The sequence below is a fragment of the Alteromonas sp. ABH2_165 genome (genome assembly GCF_056159945.1).
Window position 1 is genome coordinate 217607 of the sequence record NZ_JBSWWF010000005.1, and the last position, 17778, is coordinate 235384.

General features: G+C 49.0%; 14 protein-coding genes. 10 read left to right on the plus strand and 4 right to left on the minus strand.

Annotated elements, in window-relative coordinates; all coding sequences use genetic code 11:
* The 3 genes from ACXAFQ_RS11640 to ACXAFQ_RS11650 all read left to right on the plus strand — a co-directional run bounded on the left by ACXAFQ_RS11640 (position 1) and on the right by ACXAFQ_RS11650 (position 3507).
* Positions 1–1584 carry a M48 family metalloprotease gene (locus ACXAFQ_RS11640; RefSeq protein WP_474821963.1) on the plus strand — a complete coding sequence of 528 codons (1584 nt, stop codon included), beginning with the start codon at positions 1–3 and terminating at the stop codon, positions 1582–1584.
* 254 nt (positions 1585–1838) lie between these two features.
* Entirely contained in the window at positions 1839–2828 is a 990-nt protein-coding gene (locus ACXAFQ_RS11645) for a substrate-binding periplasmic protein (protein ID WP_474821968.1), read from the plus strand.
* A gap of 523 nt (positions 2829–3351) precedes the next feature.
* Positions 3352–3507 carry a hypothetical protein gene (locus ACXAFQ_RS11650; RefSeq protein WP_474821973.1) on the plus strand — a complete coding sequence of 52 codons (156 nt, stop codon included), beginning with the start codon at positions 3352–3354 and terminating at the stop codon, positions 3505–3507.
* An 11-nt stretch (positions 3508–3518) separates the two neighbouring features.
* Here the strand turns inward: ACXAFQ_RS11650 and ACXAFQ_RS11655 are convergent, their stop codons facing one another.
* Positions 3519–4304 carry an RMD1 family protein gene (locus ACXAFQ_RS11655; protein ID WP_474821976.1) on the minus strand — a complete coding sequence of 262 codons (786 nt, stop codon included), beginning with the start codon at positions 4302–4304 and terminating at the stop codon, positions 3519–3521.
* Between the two features lie 321 nt (positions 4305–4625).
* On the opposite strand from ACXAFQ_RS11655, the gene ACXAFQ_RS11660 reads away from it, so the two are divergent.
* Positions 4626–5132: an O-acetyl-ADP-ribose deacetylase gene (locus ACXAFQ_RS11660; protein ID WP_474821980.1), complete on the plus strand. Its 507-nt coding sequence runs from the start codon at positions 4626–4628 to the stop codon at positions 5130–5132.
* 172 nt (positions 5133–5304) lie between these two features.
* Positions 5305–5973, plus strand: coding sequence for a YitT family protein (locus ACXAFQ_RS11665; protein ID WP_474821984.1), 669 nt, complete (start codon positions 5305–5307; stop codon positions 5971–5973).
* Between the two features lie 641 nt (positions 5974–6614).
* Here the strand turns inward: ACXAFQ_RS11665 and alr are convergent.
* The gene (gene alr, locus ACXAFQ_RS11670; RefSeq protein WP_474821988.1) at positions 6615–7688 is read right to left on the minus strand and encodes an alanine racemase; all 1074 of its coding nucleotides are present in this window, start codon (positions 7686–7688) and stop codon (positions 6615–6617) included.
* Positions 7689–7817: 129 nt separating this feature from the next.
* Between alr and ACXAFQ_RS11675 the strand changes: the two genes are divergently transcribed.
* From ACXAFQ_RS11675 to ACXAFQ_RS11690, 4 genes are read left to right on the plus strand one after another with little or no spacing between them, the layout of a single operon-like run.
* Complete coding sequence (locus tag ACXAFQ_RS11675) at positions 7818–9389, plus strand: sodium:solute symporter (protein WP_474821991.1); 1572 nt, start codon at positions 7818–7820, stop codon at positions 9387–9389.
* Positions 9390–9421: 32 nt separating this feature from the next.
* Positions 9422–10357 (plus strand): N-acetylmuramic acid 6-phosphate etherase, encoded by a 936-nt coding sequence (gene murQ / locus ACXAFQ_RS11680; protein WP_474821994.1) that lies wholly within the window; start codon positions 9422–9424, stop codon positions 10355–10357.
* Positions 10354–11574 carry an exo-beta-N-acetylmuramidase NamZ family protein gene (locus tag ACXAFQ_RS11685; protein ID WP_474821999.1) on the plus strand — a complete coding sequence of 407 codons (1221 nt, stop codon included), beginning with the start codon at positions 10354–10356 and terminating at the stop codon, positions 11572–11574. Before murQ ends, ACXAFQ_RS11685 begins: the two co-directional genes overlap by 4 nt.
* Positions 11575–11596: 22 nt before the next feature.
* Positions 11597–12952 (plus strand): M14 family zinc carboxypeptidase, encoded by a 1356-nt coding sequence (locus tag ACXAFQ_RS11690; protein WP_474822003.1) that lies wholly within the window; start codon positions 11597–11599, stop codon positions 12950–12952.
* Positions 12953–12970: 18 nt separating this feature from the next.
* Here ACXAFQ_RS11690 and ACXAFQ_RS11695 read toward each other — a convergent pair whose 3' ends face one another.
* Positions 12971–13891 (minus strand): dioxygenase family protein, encoded by a 921-nt coding sequence (locus ACXAFQ_RS11695; RefSeq protein WP_474822007.1) that lies wholly within the window; start codon positions 13889–13891, stop codon positions 12971–12973.
* A gap of 121 nt (positions 13892–14012) precedes the next feature.
* Complete coding sequence (locus tag ACXAFQ_RS11700; protein WP_474822010.1) at positions 14013–15155, minus strand: acyltransferase family protein; 1143 nt, start codon at positions 15153–15155, stop codon at positions 14013–14015.
* A 116-nt stretch (positions 15156–15271) separates the two neighbouring features.
* Between ACXAFQ_RS11700 and pbp4b the strand changes: the two genes are divergently transcribed.
* A complete protein-coding gene (pbp4b, locus tag ACXAFQ_RS11705; RefSeq protein WP_474822013.1) occupies positions 15272–17728 on the plus strand; it encodes a penicillin binding protein PBP4B in 2457 nt (818 codons plus the stop codon).
* Positions 17729–17778 lie beyond the last annotated feature (50 nt).

Consider the following 17778-nt stretch of genomic DNA (forward strand, 5'->3'; position numbering starts at 1 on the left):
ATGAAGAAATTCACGGTTTCACTATTGATGATGCCTCTGCTTCTCTTAGCTGGTTGCCAATCCACCGTTGAAGGCATTAGCAAATCCATGGGCGAACTCATAGGAGGGCCACTCCATGAAGATTTTTCGGGCAAATTCATCGAGCAGGATGACGTAGACGAATACAAACAGCGGGACGATGCACTCACCGGTGAAGGTCGCCTAATCAGTTATTCTGGCCTGGATATTCCCGCCAATCAAATTCGCCAATCCCATCTTGTAGACTCTCCTGAATTAAATGCCTATTTAACCAGTGTACTGGATAAGATTGTGGCGCAGTGGAGCGGCACGCCAGTAAAAATGCAAATTCAGGTAGTACATGCGCAGTCTTTCGCGCCTTATGCCGATGCCTACGGCATGATAAGCATGCCGCTTGGCGCGATTAATAATGTGGAGAGTGAAGACGAACTCGCTCTGCTTATCGCCCATGAGGCAAGCCATATTTTACTTCGTCATCATGAGCGCGATGCGGTTGTCCAACAAGACAAGAAAAATGTGGAGATGCTGGCATCGGTAGTGGTTGCCGCCAACGTGGTAAGAGATACCGAGCTAACGAAGGTGGGAGGAAAACATCAATTAACCTACAACGCCAGTCAGCAAGGACAAAAAAATATCTCCAAAGCCGCAATTTACAACACGGTGATTCAATCACTCTCGGACAGTGTTTGGAATACCGCTTGGCAGCGTACGCAAGAAGGTGAGGCAGACTTGCTCGGCTTCGACATGGCACTGGCAGCAGGCTACTCCCCGAGAGCCAATGCCCACATACTTCAGCGTTTAGCAGACTTCCAAGGTAAGCAGGAAAACATATTGGCTGTGTTTTGGGACCAGAAGAAAGAGGCGTTAAGTGCTGCCTTCGAAGAAATGAACGTAAACTCCATGGTAGTTGAAATTAACGACACTGTGATGGGCGGACTCAAGAATGGATTAGGTTTCGCGTCGGAACAGTTCAAGCAGCTGCATAACTCACCGGAAGAGCGTGATAAGTCGATAAGAGAATATGCCCGACGAGAATATAAACCGAATATTCGTCGCCGTGTAAACAAAGCAAGTTGGAAAGAGGTTAAAGCTAATCCGCAAGTTGCATCACTTTTACAAAGCTATAATAACGCCTTTGCAGCTTCCAATGCGCTGGCCAACAATAATCTGGTAGATGCTGAACGCCTGGCAAGGGCAGCCGTTACCTCACAAACCTCTGGACACCCCTACATTCGTGAGGTCATGTACAACTTAAGAACGGCGCAAGGCAATAAAGTTAAAGCAGAGCAGAATTTGGCTTTAGTTAAACAATGGAAGTATGCATCACCGTCGCTTTTTGAAACAAAGATCCAGCATGATTTTGAACACCATAACTATGATGCCGCATTGGAAAGCATTACGTTGGCAGAGGAAATTTTCGGTAGCAACAGCAAGTTCATCGTGCAAAAAGCCGTTGCGTTATCCAATCTGAGCAAAACTGACGAAGCATTAGCAGAGCTCGATAAGTGTGTAAAATATGACGAGGTAAAAGAAACCTGTGAGGCATTGAAAGCCCAAGTCAGCTAGTTAACCATAGCGGTACCTACAGTCATATGGCCCGCCATGTACCTGTAGGTACTGATTTCGCTAAACGAGATAAAGAGGTAGAAGAATATAACGGGCTAGCGAGATATCGATACCACTATCGCTTTCCACACAATTCACTCTCAACTCCCCCTCACACCATACCAAAGGTGGTTTTCCCCGGATTTCTCGATTAACTACTACACTTTTACAGTAAATACCGATACGGTAGAGACTGACTTATCAGGAAGTAGTTGATGATTAAGGTAATTAATTACGTTTTATTAATATTCATCAGTAGCCTGTCCGTAGCCAACGGTGCGGATTTGAAACTAGGTGCCTCTCCACTTGCCACATACGTAGACGACGAAGGAGAACCGGCGCTGCTCAACGCCATTGTCGGCGAGGCATTTCGCCGGATGGATACCAATGTCGAGTTAAATGTAATGCGTAGGGCCTTTCTTGGCGGTGCGATAACAACAGGGAAGCTGAATGGCGAATACGCATTTATTAGCCTTGATGCGCGAAGTGATAACTACCACTATTCCGCCAGCTATCTACCACTTAATTTCTATGTTGTATCCAAACGCCCTGACGTAAGCGAAATTAAGTTGTTGCCTCAGCTTCAGGATTCTCGAATCGCAATTGAAAACCGCTTCGCCAATACAGATGAATTTCGCAAAATTGCCACGGTGAAGTGGTCGCGTAATCCCACTACGTTCGATGCCTTTCGTCAGTTTGCCGATGAACGCGCACCACTACTTATGACGACCGGGCTATTAGCCGACGAATTTAACAAGCTTTTGTTAGCCGACAACGAAGAACTGACATATCGTTCACCCTCTCCCCTACTACGGGCAGGCTTTCATGTAGCAATAAGCAAGAGTACGGAAAGCAGCAGTTCATTAGTAGCAGCCTTCGATAAAACCATCTCTGAGATGCAGACGGACGGCAGTTACAACCGCCTTTTGCAAATTAGTTGGCTGACAAAAGATATTAATAACGACGGTGTAGCAGACTTCATTTCGAGCTCAGCGGTTGCCCATTTAGATGAAGCACCTTCTAAGGCGAGTACCTATGCCCTTGATCGCACATCACCTTCACCGCAATCGTTGTTTGTGATTGATAATGTACGCTATGCAAATTGGGCGGAGGCCACAGCCGCTCTGGGCTCACAAACCACGTACACTGCCCCTAAAAGCTTGCTTGATGAAGATATATACAAAAAAATTATACACCAGTGGTAGTTTATAGTTAATGCGTATATAGCATAGATATGCTTGAAACTTGCGCTGAACCTCCTATATTTAAAAGGGTTCCCCGCATAAGTATTCGATAAAAATTCTTTATCGTGGTGAACTAAATTTCTCTGTAACACGTTAGACATATTACTGTCATAATTATATGATAGTGACGGGTAAACCACAGGAGGGCTCTTTTATGAATGCATTTACCAAGTCAATTTCGCGTTTTTTTGAGCGGGCCCATCCATATACAGTTGCTTACTATATTGGAAGGAAAAATGCTGAGAAGATTTTTGATTGCAAAATCAAGAAGAAATCCAAGCTGCTCGCTGAATGTGATCACTAGTCTAAACACCCGATAAACAGGTCTTATTTATAAGGCCTGTTTTTATATGAGTAGCTTCTACAGCATTCCCTTCCTGAAAGACCACATCGCCCACACATTTTGTAAATCTTTTCGCCTGTTTCTCATCCAGTCTGTCTGCTAGGTTAAACGATAGGTTTAATAAGACACCGGAAACACCCAATGAATAATTGCAACAAGCTAAAAGTCACCACTGGTATTCTTTGGGCTGCAGCTATCCTTGCCGCAGCCATTCTAGATGCTCCCGCCTTTCTCACTCTTATCCTGCTACCGGTTTTAGGCTACACGTCGGTGAGAGCTGTGGGCAGTCACACGTAATCAAATGGGCATCAGCCCTGAAGTAACGTTGTTAGCTCGTGCGCACCAAACATGATAATTTCAAATGCGATCAGAATAATGATAATCCACTCGAGGAATGAAGAGTGTTTATGTTTCACTTCGTCGGCCAGCATTTGAAACAATTCATGTATCACGTTTAGCTTATTCGATAGCAGATCCACCCGCGGCCTGATATCAAGATACTTCATGGTTGCGTTGTACGCCTCTTCGTATTCCGGGTATTCCCAGAAAAACTCTGGGGTATCCAGCAAACCATAATGCAAAAAGATATCACTTTTCGTGCTGAACAAATGCCCACGAATGCTTGCCAGGCGCTTACTGCTCAGATTAATTTTGCCAGTTTCTGCCAGTGTTTTTGGTAGGTGCGCATATTGCTCAATAGTCTGTTCGGCCTGATATTCAAACTCGTTTAATTTTGTCGACTGCGCGAGAGCGTGACTCACCGCCAATCGCAGCAGCATTTCGTCTCCTGGTAAGGAGATCAGGTCGCCATGTAACTTTAATGCAGGCGCGCCAACTTCGAAACGGACATGCTCCTGATGTTCTCCAGACAATGCTTCGCCACTGATTTGCAAGCGGTGTAAAAAAGCCAGCCTTTCGTCTTCATCCACGCCCCAAAAAACCAATACACCATAATCAAAAATCCAGCCCTCACCACCAGGAAGTAGCAGTTGAACAGCATCGCGGAATCGTGTGCCATGCTGCGACTGATTGATTTTTTGGGTATCAGAAACCGACAACACATACACGGAAACTCGATCATTAGAGAAAATCATATTGATTCCCACAAGTGATTAAAAAACGGCCGATTATGCGCCTTATTTTGGCTTTCTCCTAATAAATTAAATTCATATATTTCAATTACATAAAAGGTATCTATAGTTATCCCGCCTCAAATTCAACCCGTAGTATGCCGCTTTTTCTGATCAACTATGAACCAGCGCCAAATAACGTGGAAACAGCGCATGAAACTGTGGCGTGGAAACTGCAATCCATAGGTGAAATATGGCGCTAGACGGCTGTATCCGGCAAACACTGTTACTGATTAACGACAGAATGGGGGTTTTGCAGAATTTTGTCCGCGTATTGAGGATTACATGGCAACGATTGAGTTATTTGATGGGGATATCACGCAGCTTCGGGTGGATGCCATTGTTAATGCAGCAAATTCGTCATTGTTAGGCGGCGGAGGTGTTGATGGGGCCATTCATCATGCTGCAGGCCCCGAACTGTTTGAGTTTTGCAGAAACCTAAATGGCTGCCCAACGGGAGAGGCTGTACTAACACCCGGCTTTCAGCTTCCCGCATCTTATATCATCCACACAGTAGGCCCTGTCTGGCGCGGCGGCGGTAATAATGAAGACAGTCTATTGGCAAAATGTTATCGCGCTTGTCTTAATATCGCTAGCAAGCATAATTTTCGTACGATTGCCTTTCCTGCAATAAGCTGTGGCATTTATGGCTTCCCCGTGAACATGGCTTGCGAGATCGCCCTTGGCAATATTCGCTTGCATGCAAGTAGAGGCCAAAGCCCTGCTAAAGTTATTTTGTGCTGCTACGGAGACGACGTCAGGAATGGCTTTCGTCGTCTGCTTGGTGACTAGTTCAGCCTCTTCATCGACATAGTTCATTAACTGTCCAATTTACACTTTTATCACACGGCGTAAATCATTCATTCCACACTCACCGCAATTGGGAAGTGCAAAATTTAACCAGCAGCTTACTTCGCATTGATGCCTCCGTATAATACCGGCTTTTAAAAATCAGGGGCTATCAATGCAGAAACCAAAACACAGTGTGGTCGAGGATCTCTTCGCGTTAGTCAGCGCCGGACTTTTTGTCGCCTTTGGGCTTTATCTCTTCCAATCTCAGGATCTTATGGTGGGCGGCGCTGCGGGGCTTGCGCTACTCGGCACATATGCACTGCCAATCAATTTTGGTTTGCTGTTTTTTGTTATCAATGTGCCCTTTTATGCGCTGGCCTGGACACATATCAGTAAGCGATTCACCATCAATACCTTTATTTCCGTTACCACGGTGTCGTTACTCACAGATATCATTCCTCAATTTGTGCAAATCAATAACGCCAACCCCATCTTCACTGCCATTTTCGGTGGGATCTTACTGGGTGTAGGCATGTTGATTATGTTCCGTCACAGCTCAAGCATGGGCGGACTTGGTATTCTGGCTTTTTATCTGCAACAGCGGTTTTCCATTCGCGCGGGTACATTTCAACTGTCTATAGACACCATTATCTTGCTGTCGTCACTGCTGGTGCTCGACTGGAAACTGGTACTGATGTCGGTATTGGCTGCATTCTGTTTGAATATGGTGCTGTCGCTTAATCACCGACCTGAACGCTATATCCTGCCGGGGATCACCAGCGAAGATGAGCAAGAAGAAGCATCACCGATGGATGACCGGGACAGCGCGACATCACGTTAATTAGGGCAACATGAGAACCGGGTGAAATTGAGTTAACTCTGCCCTTCTCTTCCCGCTTTGCCTGTACGATCTAAAAGCCCGGCTAGTTGCCGGGCTTTTTCTATTTGAATTAAGATTTGGATTTGGCTTTCGGCTTCGCCTGTGGCTTAGTCGATTGTTGTTGCGGTACAGGCCGTGAATAAGCACCACGGTTCACTCTCGCTCTACTATAACCAGTTCTCATAACTTACCTCACAATGAATGTCAGAAACGGTTTCCATACTGCAGCAAGGCGTCCAGCATTTATCCAATCAACTATAGGATGGATTTAAGAATCTGGCCGCTATCCTTTCGACTAACCTTGCTGGTACCGCGTCCGCGAGGCGAAATGACAGAACTTGCATCGGAACTGAGAGATTTTATTCTAACGAATTAAGAGAATTAGAATAATAAGCAGTCTGAATAATGGAAATGAGAAAGTGGAATCTTTGCCTGCTCGCGGTACAAAAACATACTGTGGGCTGACTAAAAAGTTTTCAATAAGCGAACGCCCAACCAACATAAATTGTCGCCAAATGGTAGCCTGAGCAACTTTATTTATTTGCAGAATATTCTATGTATTCGCTCGCAACTTAACACTTTAACCTACCGAAACCGGGGGATTAGATGTGTCTGACGATGCGTGGAACCCGTTGAGACACCCGGGTAATAAGTTCATACGAAATTGTCCCCGCACAACGGGCGATTTCATCCACCAGCAGCTGTTTTCCCCACAACTCCACAAAATCACCAATGGCGACATCCGCAATGTCGGTCACATCTATGGTGATCATATCCATGGAAACGCGGCCAGCCAACGCGGCGCGCTGCCCTTTTACGATTACTGGGGTGCCACTGGGCATATGACGAGGATAGCCATCGGCATAACCAATGCCGACGGTTGCAATCAGCGAGTCCCGTTCTGCTTGCCACGTTTGGCTATAGCCCACTGTTTCACCGCTTTTTACTTTGCGCAGCGCAATAATACTGGCCTGCAACGACATCGCGGGCTTTAATGCTAATCCACTGGCTTCTGAAAGCGGCTCGGCACCATACATGGCAATACCAATTCGATTCCAGTCACCTCGGCTTTGTGGCCACCCTACTGTACCCGGCGAACTGGCAATACTCACGTCTAACCCGGTCGCTTCACGCACTTTATTAAACGCGTGCAGTTGCGCTACCGTGAAGGAGTTTGCGGTATCATCGGCGCAGGCCAGATGCGTAACCAGAACAGAATCGGCATCGATAATATCGCTGTACTCGCTTACTAACGCTGGTACACGCTCACAATCAAAACCCAACCGATGCATGCCAGAATCTACCTTCAACCAGACTTTTGGTTTCCGGCCTTCCCGGCACTGCCTTACCCATTCCAGTTGTTCCCGTTGATGAACCACCAGCGTGCAGTTTTCTCGTGCTGCCAACTCACATTCGAGCGCCTGATGCGGCCCTTCAAGCACAACAATAGGTGCACGTACACCGGCTTCACGAAGCAATAACGCTTCTTCAATAATGGCCACGGCAAAAGCAGCGGCTTCATTGCGTAATATCCGTGCAACACTCACCGCACCATGTCCGTATGCATCGGCTTTCACCACCGCCATATTCTGCCCGTTTCCGGCATACTTTTTCATTAAACGGAAATTGTCTTCAATGGCATCAGCGTGAATGATAGCGCGAGTTTGTCTGCTCAACGGCGGTGTGTCCTGTCTGCGGTTGGAAGGTTAAGCATATTACAATGCTGGGCTAGATCCGGCTATACATATTAGCCGGAATACACTATCGTGGGGCAGCTAACAGGCTGATAAATATAGCGGGAAGGTATGCTCGGGCATTATGCGGTAATGGATTTGCTGGTCTTTGCGGGATATGGCCTCCTGCTTGTTACCAGTGGTTGGTTATTCAACCGCAAGAATCATTCAGCAAAGGACTACTTTCTTGGCGGAAACACCATGCCCATGTGGCTAGTGGCAATCTCTGTACTTGCCACCTCGCAGTCTGCCGCAACGTTCCTGGGTGGTCCAGATCAAGGTTACCGGGGCGACCTCACTTACCTCTCAACCAACATAGGTGCCTTCATCGCTGCGTTCTTCGTGGCTGCGTTTCTGATCCCGCGTTTTTATAAACAAAATGTTTATACCGTTTACGAACTGCTGGAGCAACGCTTTGGCGAGTCAGCCAAACAACTGGCTGGGGCCATGTACTTGTTCGGACGCGTGTTTGCCAGTGGTGCCAGACTCTACATGGCCGCACTGGCAGTCGCCATGATCCTGTTTGGTAATATCGATGCTGAAAGCGTGATAATTTCCACCATCATCATTACTGTGGTTGGTTTGGTATATACCGTTTACGGCGGCATTCGCACAGTAATTTACTCCGACGTGCTACAGGCCACGATATATATCGGCGCCGCCGTGGCCGTTATCGTTGCCCTATTAAGCGCGATCCCCGCATCGCTTTCTGAAGTTATTGCCGCATTGGAAAACCCGGCTCCGGGCGAAGCATCAAAACTGCTGTTGTTCAATACCGATATCGACTTCAGTAACAGCGGTGTTTTTAGCCTGCTGTCGGTCTTTACCGGATTTGTGTTACTCAACATTGCCGCATTCGGACTCGATCAAGATATGACCCAGCGTGTACTCACGTGCAAAAATGCAAAAGAAGGCAGCAAAGCGATGTTGCTCTCGGTGGTCATGGTGATACCGGTGATGTGCCTGTTCTTGATCATCGGACTACTACTTTATGTATATTATCAACGCCCTGATCTTATGAGTAGTCTTGGTGCTGATGAACCCGTGCCCACCTTTGCTGGCAAGCCAGTGACTATTTTTATGTACTACGTACTTAACGAAATTCCCGATGGCGTGCGTGGTCTGGTGACGGTAGGCATTCTGGCAGCGGCATTATCAACCCTGAATTCCGGGCTGAATTCTATGTCCAGTGTATTGATTCAAGACATGTATCGCCCCTGGCTGGAACGGCGTAAGCAAAAGCGCAACGATAGCCATTTCGTGAAGGCGGGCCGTATTGCGATGGCATTCATGGCGTTGGCATTGGGCAGCATGGCATGCCTGTGCTTCTATTGGCAGCAATACACCAACACGCCGCTGCTGCAATTTGCCCTGGGCGTGATGGTATTTTCCTACAGCGGGCTGCTTGGCGTTTATTTTATTACCCTTTTCACTGAACGCGGCAGTAAAAACTCAGTGATTTGCGCCCTGTTTGCGGGTTTCTGTGTACCTCTTTTTATGCAACCCTATGTAATGAAAAGCGTGTTGCCTGAAACCTGGGGCATTGAACTCGGCTTTACCTGGCAGTTGGTCATCGGCACAATAGTTTCCACTGTCATCTGTGCCGCGGGTAATACCCGACAACGCAATGAGACAGCAGCATAAACACCGAAAACAAGAGATAAAAAGGCCACAACATGCAGCCAGACAATCATCAGGACACTTCAGCCCTTCTCGCTCAGCTAAACAAAATTGCTTCTGAAGGGCGAAATCCTGACACCATGGATATCGATTTGCTCTCAAGCGAAGGTATTCTGCAGAAAATTAATCAGCAAGACGCGCTAGTTGCAGGCGCTGTGGCCACCCAAATTCCACATATCGCCGCCGCGGTGGATACCATTGTTGAGCGTATCAATCGCGGTGGCCGATTGATTTACATTGGCGCGGGCACCAGTGGCCGTTTGGGTATTCTGGATGCAGTAGAATGCCGTCCCACATTCAGCACGCCCGACTCGCTGGTATTGGGCATAATCGCCGGTGGCGAGAAAGCCATTCAACATGCCGTAGAAGGTGCCGAAGATGACAGCGCACAGGGTATTCGGGATGTAAAAGCGGTGAACATCAGTGCCGATGATATTTTAGTTGGGTTATCAGCCAGTGGTCGTACACCTTATGTGGTAAGTGCGCTCACTTACGCCAACCACATTGGTGCGGGCACGGTTGGCATTGCTTGTAGCCCTGACACGGTTTTACTTCGCACGGCGAAAATCAGCATTTGCCCGGTTGTCGGCCCGGAAAGCCTAACGGGCTCTACCCGGATGAAATCCGGTACTGCGCAAAAGCTGGTACTCAACATGCTGAGCACCGCCACCATGATCCGCCTCGGGAAAACCTATCAAAACCTGATGGTAGATGTGAATGCCACTAACGAAAAGCTACGCGCCCGGGCAGTGCGTATTGTCATGCAGGCCACCGATTGCAGCGAGGAACAGGCAAGTTCCGCATTGGAGGCCGCTGGACAAAAAGCGAAGCTGGCGATCTTGATGATCCTCACCCATTCTTCTGCCGACGAAGCCCGCACTTTGCTGGCAAATAACGATGGTTTTCTTCGCCGCGCTGTGGGTGCCGAATGATGACAAGCAAGTGCACTAAGCCCGCGAAAACCGGACTCGCAGTTAGCCTTCGGCGCATCCGTTGGTGTTTGTCTGCCACAACCTTCTTTGTGTTCTCACTGCTTTGTTTTTCCGCAACAGCGCTGACAATAGGCGCAGCGCAGCCAGATTTATACCTGCACCAACTGCAAGGGAAGAAAGTAGCACTAGTCGTTAATCAAACGTCAGAAGTCAAAGGCACACATCTGGTAGATTATCTGCTTGATAAAGACGTGACGATTACCAAAGTAATGGCCCCTGAACATGGGTTTCGCGGCGACGCCGGTGCCGGGGAAACCATCTCCGATGGTGTGGATACCCGCACCGGCCTGCCGGTTTTATCGCTGTACGGTAAAACCAAAAAACCCAGCCCAGAAATGCTGGCTGATAGCGATGTGATTATCTTTGATATTCAGGACGTGGGAGCGCGTTTCTACACCTACATCAGTACCCTGCATTTAGTGCTGGAAGCTGCCGCTGAGCAGCAAAAACAGGTCATCGTACTCGACCGTCCTAATCCTAATGGCATGTTCACCGATGGCCCTATTCGTGAGGAAGGTTTTGCGTCGTTCGTGGGAATGGATCCCATTCCATTATTGCACGGCATGACCGTCGGCGAACTCGCGCAGATGATGCGCGGTGAACAATGGTTTAATCAGGCCGATGCGCTAGAGCTACTTGTGATCCCGGTGGCAAACTACACCAAATCGATGACATACGATTTGCCGGTTGCGCCCAGCCCTAATCTGCCAAACGCACAATCGATACAACTTTATCCTTCGCTGTGCTTATTTGAAGCCACCACCGTTAGCGTGGGCCGCGGCACGCCGTTTCCTTTTCAGGTTATCGGACACGACAAAGTGGCGCTGGGCACGTTCTCTTTTACCCCGGTGAGTATGCCGAACAGTGCGCCTTCCCCTAAATTGCAGGATGTGAAACTCCGTGGTCAGGATCTCCGCCGTGCAGCAAATGAAGGTTTCGATCTCACCTTGCTGTTGCAGGCTTTTAATCAATTTAAACAGGCTGGCGAGCTATTCATCAACAGACCGGATTTCTTCGACAAGCTAAGCGGCACTGATGCACTCAGAAAAGCGATTGAAGCCGGACAGTCTGAACAGCAAATCCGTGCAAGTTGGCAGCCCGCGTTGAAACAATTCAAACAACAGCGCCAACCCTACCTGCTGTATCCCGAATTCTGAGTCGGCTAAGGAAACCATAACCATGACGGCACATCCTCATATTTCAGTAGCCAACATCGTAGAGGCGTTTGATGCGATGCATTGGCGGGAACTGAACAAAGTGCACCTTAACGCCAGCGACATTGCGCCGGTGATGGAGATATTGGCTCAGAATGAGAATATTCGGGTGGCTGATATTGGTGAATCCTTCGAAGGACGGCCCATTAAACGCTATTCCGTAGGTACAGGTGACAAGGTTATTCTGGCCTGGACACAAATGCATGGCGATGAACCTACCGCGACGGCCGCTGTACTCGACTGGCTGCAAATATTAACCTCTGCCCACGCGTTGGCGCTTTCTGGTTTACCTGCAGACTGGATGAATCAGGTTACCCTGCACGTGGTGCCAATGTTAAACCCGGATGGTGCGCAGCGCCGCACCCGAGTGAATGGTCAGGGAATTGATATTAATCGCGATGCCAAAGCATTGCAGTCTCCAGAAGGTCGGCTGCTGCATGATCAGGTAAGCGAACTTAAACCGGATATCGCCTTTAACCTGCACGATCAGAACCCGTATTACACTGCGGGGACTTCATCGAGCCCAGCGACCATTGCGTTTCTCGCCCCGGCGTATCACGAAGATAAGCATGTGGACGGCCCGCGTCTGCGCGCTAAGCAACTTATTGCGGGAATGGCAGATGTTCTGAGGCACTATATTCCTGGCTGCATTGCCCGCTACGACGACACCTATTCATTCCGGTCGTTCGGCGACAACATCGCCGCAACCGGCGCGAGCACGATACTGATTGAAAGTGGTGCTGCCAAGCAGGACCCTAACCGCCAGGTTGCCCGTAAAATGAATGTGATTGCTCTGCAGTCGGCGCTGGAGGCTTTTCTCAATAATACGGTGAATCGCTATTCCCTGGCTGATTACTATCGCATCCCTGAAAATCGCGAAGATGGCTTGTGTGACATGAAGTTGTATAACCTTACCCTAGGTAGCGACCTGCCCTATCTTGCCGATATCAGCATACTTATTGACGGCAAAACTGACACAGGTACAGTCGGCGCCATTGGCGATTTGCGCACAATCAGTGGGTTTACCAACATAAATGGGCAAGGGCTGAAAGTGCTGCCTGAGAAGGGATTTGAAGTAGATTCCCCGCTAACGCTGAATGATGAAACTTACCTGAACTTGCTAAAAGCAGGGTTTAGTTATTTTATTGATACGCAGAACCAACTCAGCATAACGACCACAATGCCTGTGCAAGTGGTCGCGACAGCACCGGTGGCAACGCCATTACTTCCCGGTGCACCCGCTTATTTTATTGTGGGCGATTCGCACAGCAACCAACCGTCAGCGGCGGTGTTAAATGGTCGCTGGCACGCGCTAGGGTAACCTACTCGTTGTAGCGTATTAGGCAGAGATCATTATACGCTTATACGCCAGTAACGAGCCATCTTCATTCTGTTCAAGGTTGAACAGATACTCGTCATAGTCACTGCCAAATACGGTGTCGCGAGCCAGTAGGGTATCCGGCGCTCCGTGATTGATGTAATCAGAGTGCGACGTACAAATCTCAGTACAGAAATCATCGTCGAACCCAAACTGTGAAATCAGCTGATCGTTGTTATTGTTTTTCACTCTGAAGTGAATATGTATAGCTCGGCTGGCATACCAGCCAGGGAAACAAGTGGCAAAGTTAACCCGGCCACTGCTGTCTGTCACAGCAATTCCCCGGAACCAGCGTGCTTGCAGCGCTTCGGCATCATTACCGGTACAAAACGAGGAATTAAAACCGTTGGTATCGGAGCTACCCGTTGTATCACCGGAGTAGATACCTTCCACATCACAATGCCAAACCTCAATTTCATAACCTACCAGCGGATTACAGCTGGCGTCGGTGAGTTGCAGGCAAAGCTGCATTGGCAGACCGGTTTGCCCTTCTGAAATATCATCCAGGTAATCAGAATCGAAATAGCATGGACCTTCTGTTTGCTGCCCGGTGAGTTGCACCGTACAGCTCGCGCTATCTTCAAATATGCTGTCGTCAGGAAAACTGGCGGTCATGGCATCGGTACCACCACTCAGCCAGCTACCGTTGTCTGCCGTTACCGTGGTGCCCGTGCTGGTTCCTCCGGTTCCTGTGCTTGTGCCACTTGACCCCGTTGCTGTAGAGCCCGATGAAGATGCGGCTGTAGAGCCGCTACCACCGCCACATCCTGCAAGCATCATTACCGGTGCCGCAGCGGCAAAAGACGCCAGTTTTTTTAGTGTCTTTCGTCGTTCTGTGAGTATGCCTGACGAGGGTTTAGTAAAATCTTTAGATTGCGTCATGGTGAAGTCCTGCCTGTATATAAATACGCTTGAATATACTGTGTTCGACAGGAATTTCGCGCTGTTGTCCGAATTTTTACCAAACCTTTACCCAGACTGAATGCGTCTTTACCTGTATCGCTTACACCCTTATAAACCAGCGTTTTTTATACAACCACCAGGTTGGGATGAACATCACTAAAAGAAAACAAATGGCAAACACCAACGAGGCATTGTAGGGGGAGAAATGCGACAGGAAATACTGCTCGAAAAAATAAGATTTAAGCGGTTTTCCGTGAACAGGGATCATAAACAACAAGCGAGCGACAATGCCCGAGAGCATAAAGAAAAACAGGCTGTTGCAGCCAGCAATCAGGAAGGGTTTTGTCCATACGTGCTTGCCGGAACGGTTCAGTGCCACCTCAAGCAACGCCAGCAGTAACATAGAAAGCCCGGCAGTAATCAACACGAAGCTTGGGCTCCATAGTGCTTTATTCACTGGGATCCACAGTACCGCAACTAACCCAAGAACCAGAGTTGCGATTGCGGGCAACCAGAGCGATTTTCTGCCAGCGCCATTCACCTGCGATTGCTGTAACCAGTTACCGCCTATAACCCCGAAAAGACAACTGGCCACCGCTGGAAGCGTGCTTAGTAAACCCTCCGGGTCGAAGGGAAACGGGGTGGCACCGCCATAATAAACATGATGCACACCCAGTACATTGGCATCCAGCCAGGCAGCAAAACTGTTTCCGAACAGCCAAAGCCCCTGATACACCTCGCCGTCGTTACCGTGGTAAGGGATAAACGTCATCATCGCCCAGTACAGCAGCAATAAACCGATGCACCAGACAATATATTGACGAGCAGGCACATACAGCACCAGCAAAGCGGTAAGCAGGTACACCAGCGCCAGGCGCTGCAGTACCCCCATCACCCGAACATTCATAAATCTGTCTGCGAACCAGTTAAATTCACTGCTGTAGGGGTTATAGAAGAAAAGTGCGAGAAACAATCCGCAGGCAAACAAGATAGCACTTCGACGGAGAATGCCTGGAATAATGGCCGTTCGCTCGCTGCCAAGTTGTCGTCTCACACTCAGCGCCAGCGATGCCCCCATCGCAAAAATAAATAATGGAAACACCACGTCAGTGGGAGTTAGCCCATGCCACTGCGCATGTTTCAGAGGCCAGTAAATGGTCGCCCAGCTTCCGGGGTTGTTTACCAGCACCATCATCACAATGGCTATGCCGCGAAATACATCCAGCGATTTAAGTCGGTTCATGGGTTATCTGACTGCCTTGCCTGCCGCGCACCGCAGTGGGCGGAACTTCCTGTTTACATCAAAAGTCACTGTGATAATTTGTTGATTATCTTTGTGTTCGTTATTGGTTTGAATCGATGTCGCTTCCGCTCTGGTTTTCCCGCTCCCTATTTATGCTGCTCTCAGCAGTGGCCATGTTCGGGTGTGCGGGGCAATATCAGCAGATGCCATCGAAAAACGTCGGAGAGCGAATAAAACTGGTGGTCATTCACTATACCGCAATAGACTACCAGAAGAGTGTACACACCCTTGTCGACGAAGGCGGCCTCAGTTCGCACTATCTGGTTACCGACCCTAACGATGCCAGTTTCGACGGCGATAACGCAAGCGTTATCCAATTGGTGGATGAATCCCGGCGCGCCTGGCATGCAGGAAAAGGACAATGGCAGGGCCGCAACCATCTTAATGACACCTCAATAGGCATTGAAGTGGTTAATGTGCCGCACTGTGAGATCTCTGCCGAATACGCCAATGCCCCCGGTGAACACCGCCGACATCGTTTATGCACTTATCCGGATTATCACCCGCAACAAATTGAACAAATCATCTCCCTGATGCAGGGAATACTTCTTCGCAACCCCGATATTACCCCCACCGCCATTGTTGGTCATGCTGACATCGCCTTCAGTCGTAAAAGCGATCCGGGGCCGCGTTTTCCTTGGTATCAGCTTTACCTTGCCGGCATAGGTGCCTGGTACGATACCGCCGAATTAAAGCAACACTGGGAGCAGTTTACCCCTGCATTACCCTCGGTAGGCCTTATGCAAGCTGCACTGCAAGCCTATGGCTATGGCGTTGTAGAAACCGGTATTGCCGATGAACAAACCATTGATGCGTTATTCGCTTTTCAGATGCATTTCGTACAAGACAACGTGAGCGGCACCCTCGACAGTGAAACGGCAGCTACGCTATTTGCACTGCTGGAAAAATACTTTCCGCAAAAGCACCGCAAGTTGATGGCACGATATACCAACGAACAACAACGACTGGCCGCGGGCGCGGCAGAACCGCAGGTAAAGCTGGGGCAAATTGATGCCGTGTTCCCACAACAAGATCGCTCTACCCGCACCGAGGTGAACGACAAGCTTGGTTTTAAAGCCTTCAAAGGTCGGGGCGAAATGCTACTGACGCCTGCCTCCACAACTCAGGCGCAGATAAAGATAAACGGGGAATTGCTTACCCTCGACGACCCGCTTGAAGCCGGACAAACCTATGCCTACTCGCTGCAGCGACGCACGCACACTGGCACGAATACCTTTGAGCTTGTAGCCCTCAGTGCACAAGACGATACCCTGCAAGTTGTCATTCCCTGGCCCGTGCTTACCGATGCCACGCAGAAATGGCAAAGCAAATTTACAGAAGTCGATAAGCTGATTAATCAGGATATTGAAGACGGTTTTCCTGGTGCCGTTTTACTGGTTATAAAAGACGGCCAAATAGTAAAGCGCACGGCCTACGGCAACGCACTTAAGTTTAATGAAAATGGGCAGCCACTCGCTAATCCGCAGCCTATGATGCCAGGTACATTATTTGATGTGGCTTCTAACACCAAAATGTTCGCCACCAATCTGGCGCTAATGAAGCTGGTGAGTGAAGGCAAGCTGAATGTGGACACGCCGCTTTATCATTATTTACCGGAATACACCGGTGATGGGCGTGAAGCGCGTACTGTACGGGATTTACTCAGTCATCACTCTGGCTACGGCCCGGAGGTGCGCTTTTTCGAACCCGGTCCAGGCCGGATGGCGAAATTTAAATCCAGAGATAAGCAGCACACCTCAACATTACTGACCACCGCTGTGCCGTTTCGTGAAGGCAATCGCCAACACACCGCTTATAGCGACACCAATTTCATGCTGTTGGGATTACTGGTTGAACGCATCACCGGTATGTCGCTCGACCGCTATTGCGAGCAATTTATTTATGCGCCACTTCGACTGAACCACACCCTGTTCAACCCGCTGGAAAAAGGCATACTGCCATCCCAGATTGCCGCCACAGAAATCAACGGCAACTCACGCAGTGGCCATATTACCTTCCCGGGTATTCGCACTCACACACTCAGAGGTGAAGTGCACGATGAGAAAGCCTGGTACAGCATGGGCGGCGTGTCGGGTCATGCCGGGTTGTTCTCTAACGTAGACGACTTCGCCGTGCTCATGCAAATGCTGATTAATGGTGGTGGCTACGACAAAGTGACCATGCTGGATAAAGACACCCTGTCGCTGTTTACCGCACCGTCTTCAGCAAACCCGGGCTTTGGCCTGGGCTGGCGCCGGGCAGCAGACGGACGTAACCGCTGGCATTTCGGCCCGTATGCCAGCAGCACGGCCTTTGGACATACCGGTTGGACTGGCACAGCAACCGTTATAGATCCGGCACAGAATTTAGCCATTGTGTTGTTCACCAATGCCCGTCACACACCGGTGGAAAGCACTGCTAATGGCGGACTTACATTTGCTGGCAGTCAGTTTGAAACCGCAGGCTACGGCAGTGTTATCACGCGCATTTACGAAGCCTTGCTGAATCACTAAGTAAGGAATGTGGGCGTTCAGAAAGACTCACCAATAAAAAGACTGGCGAT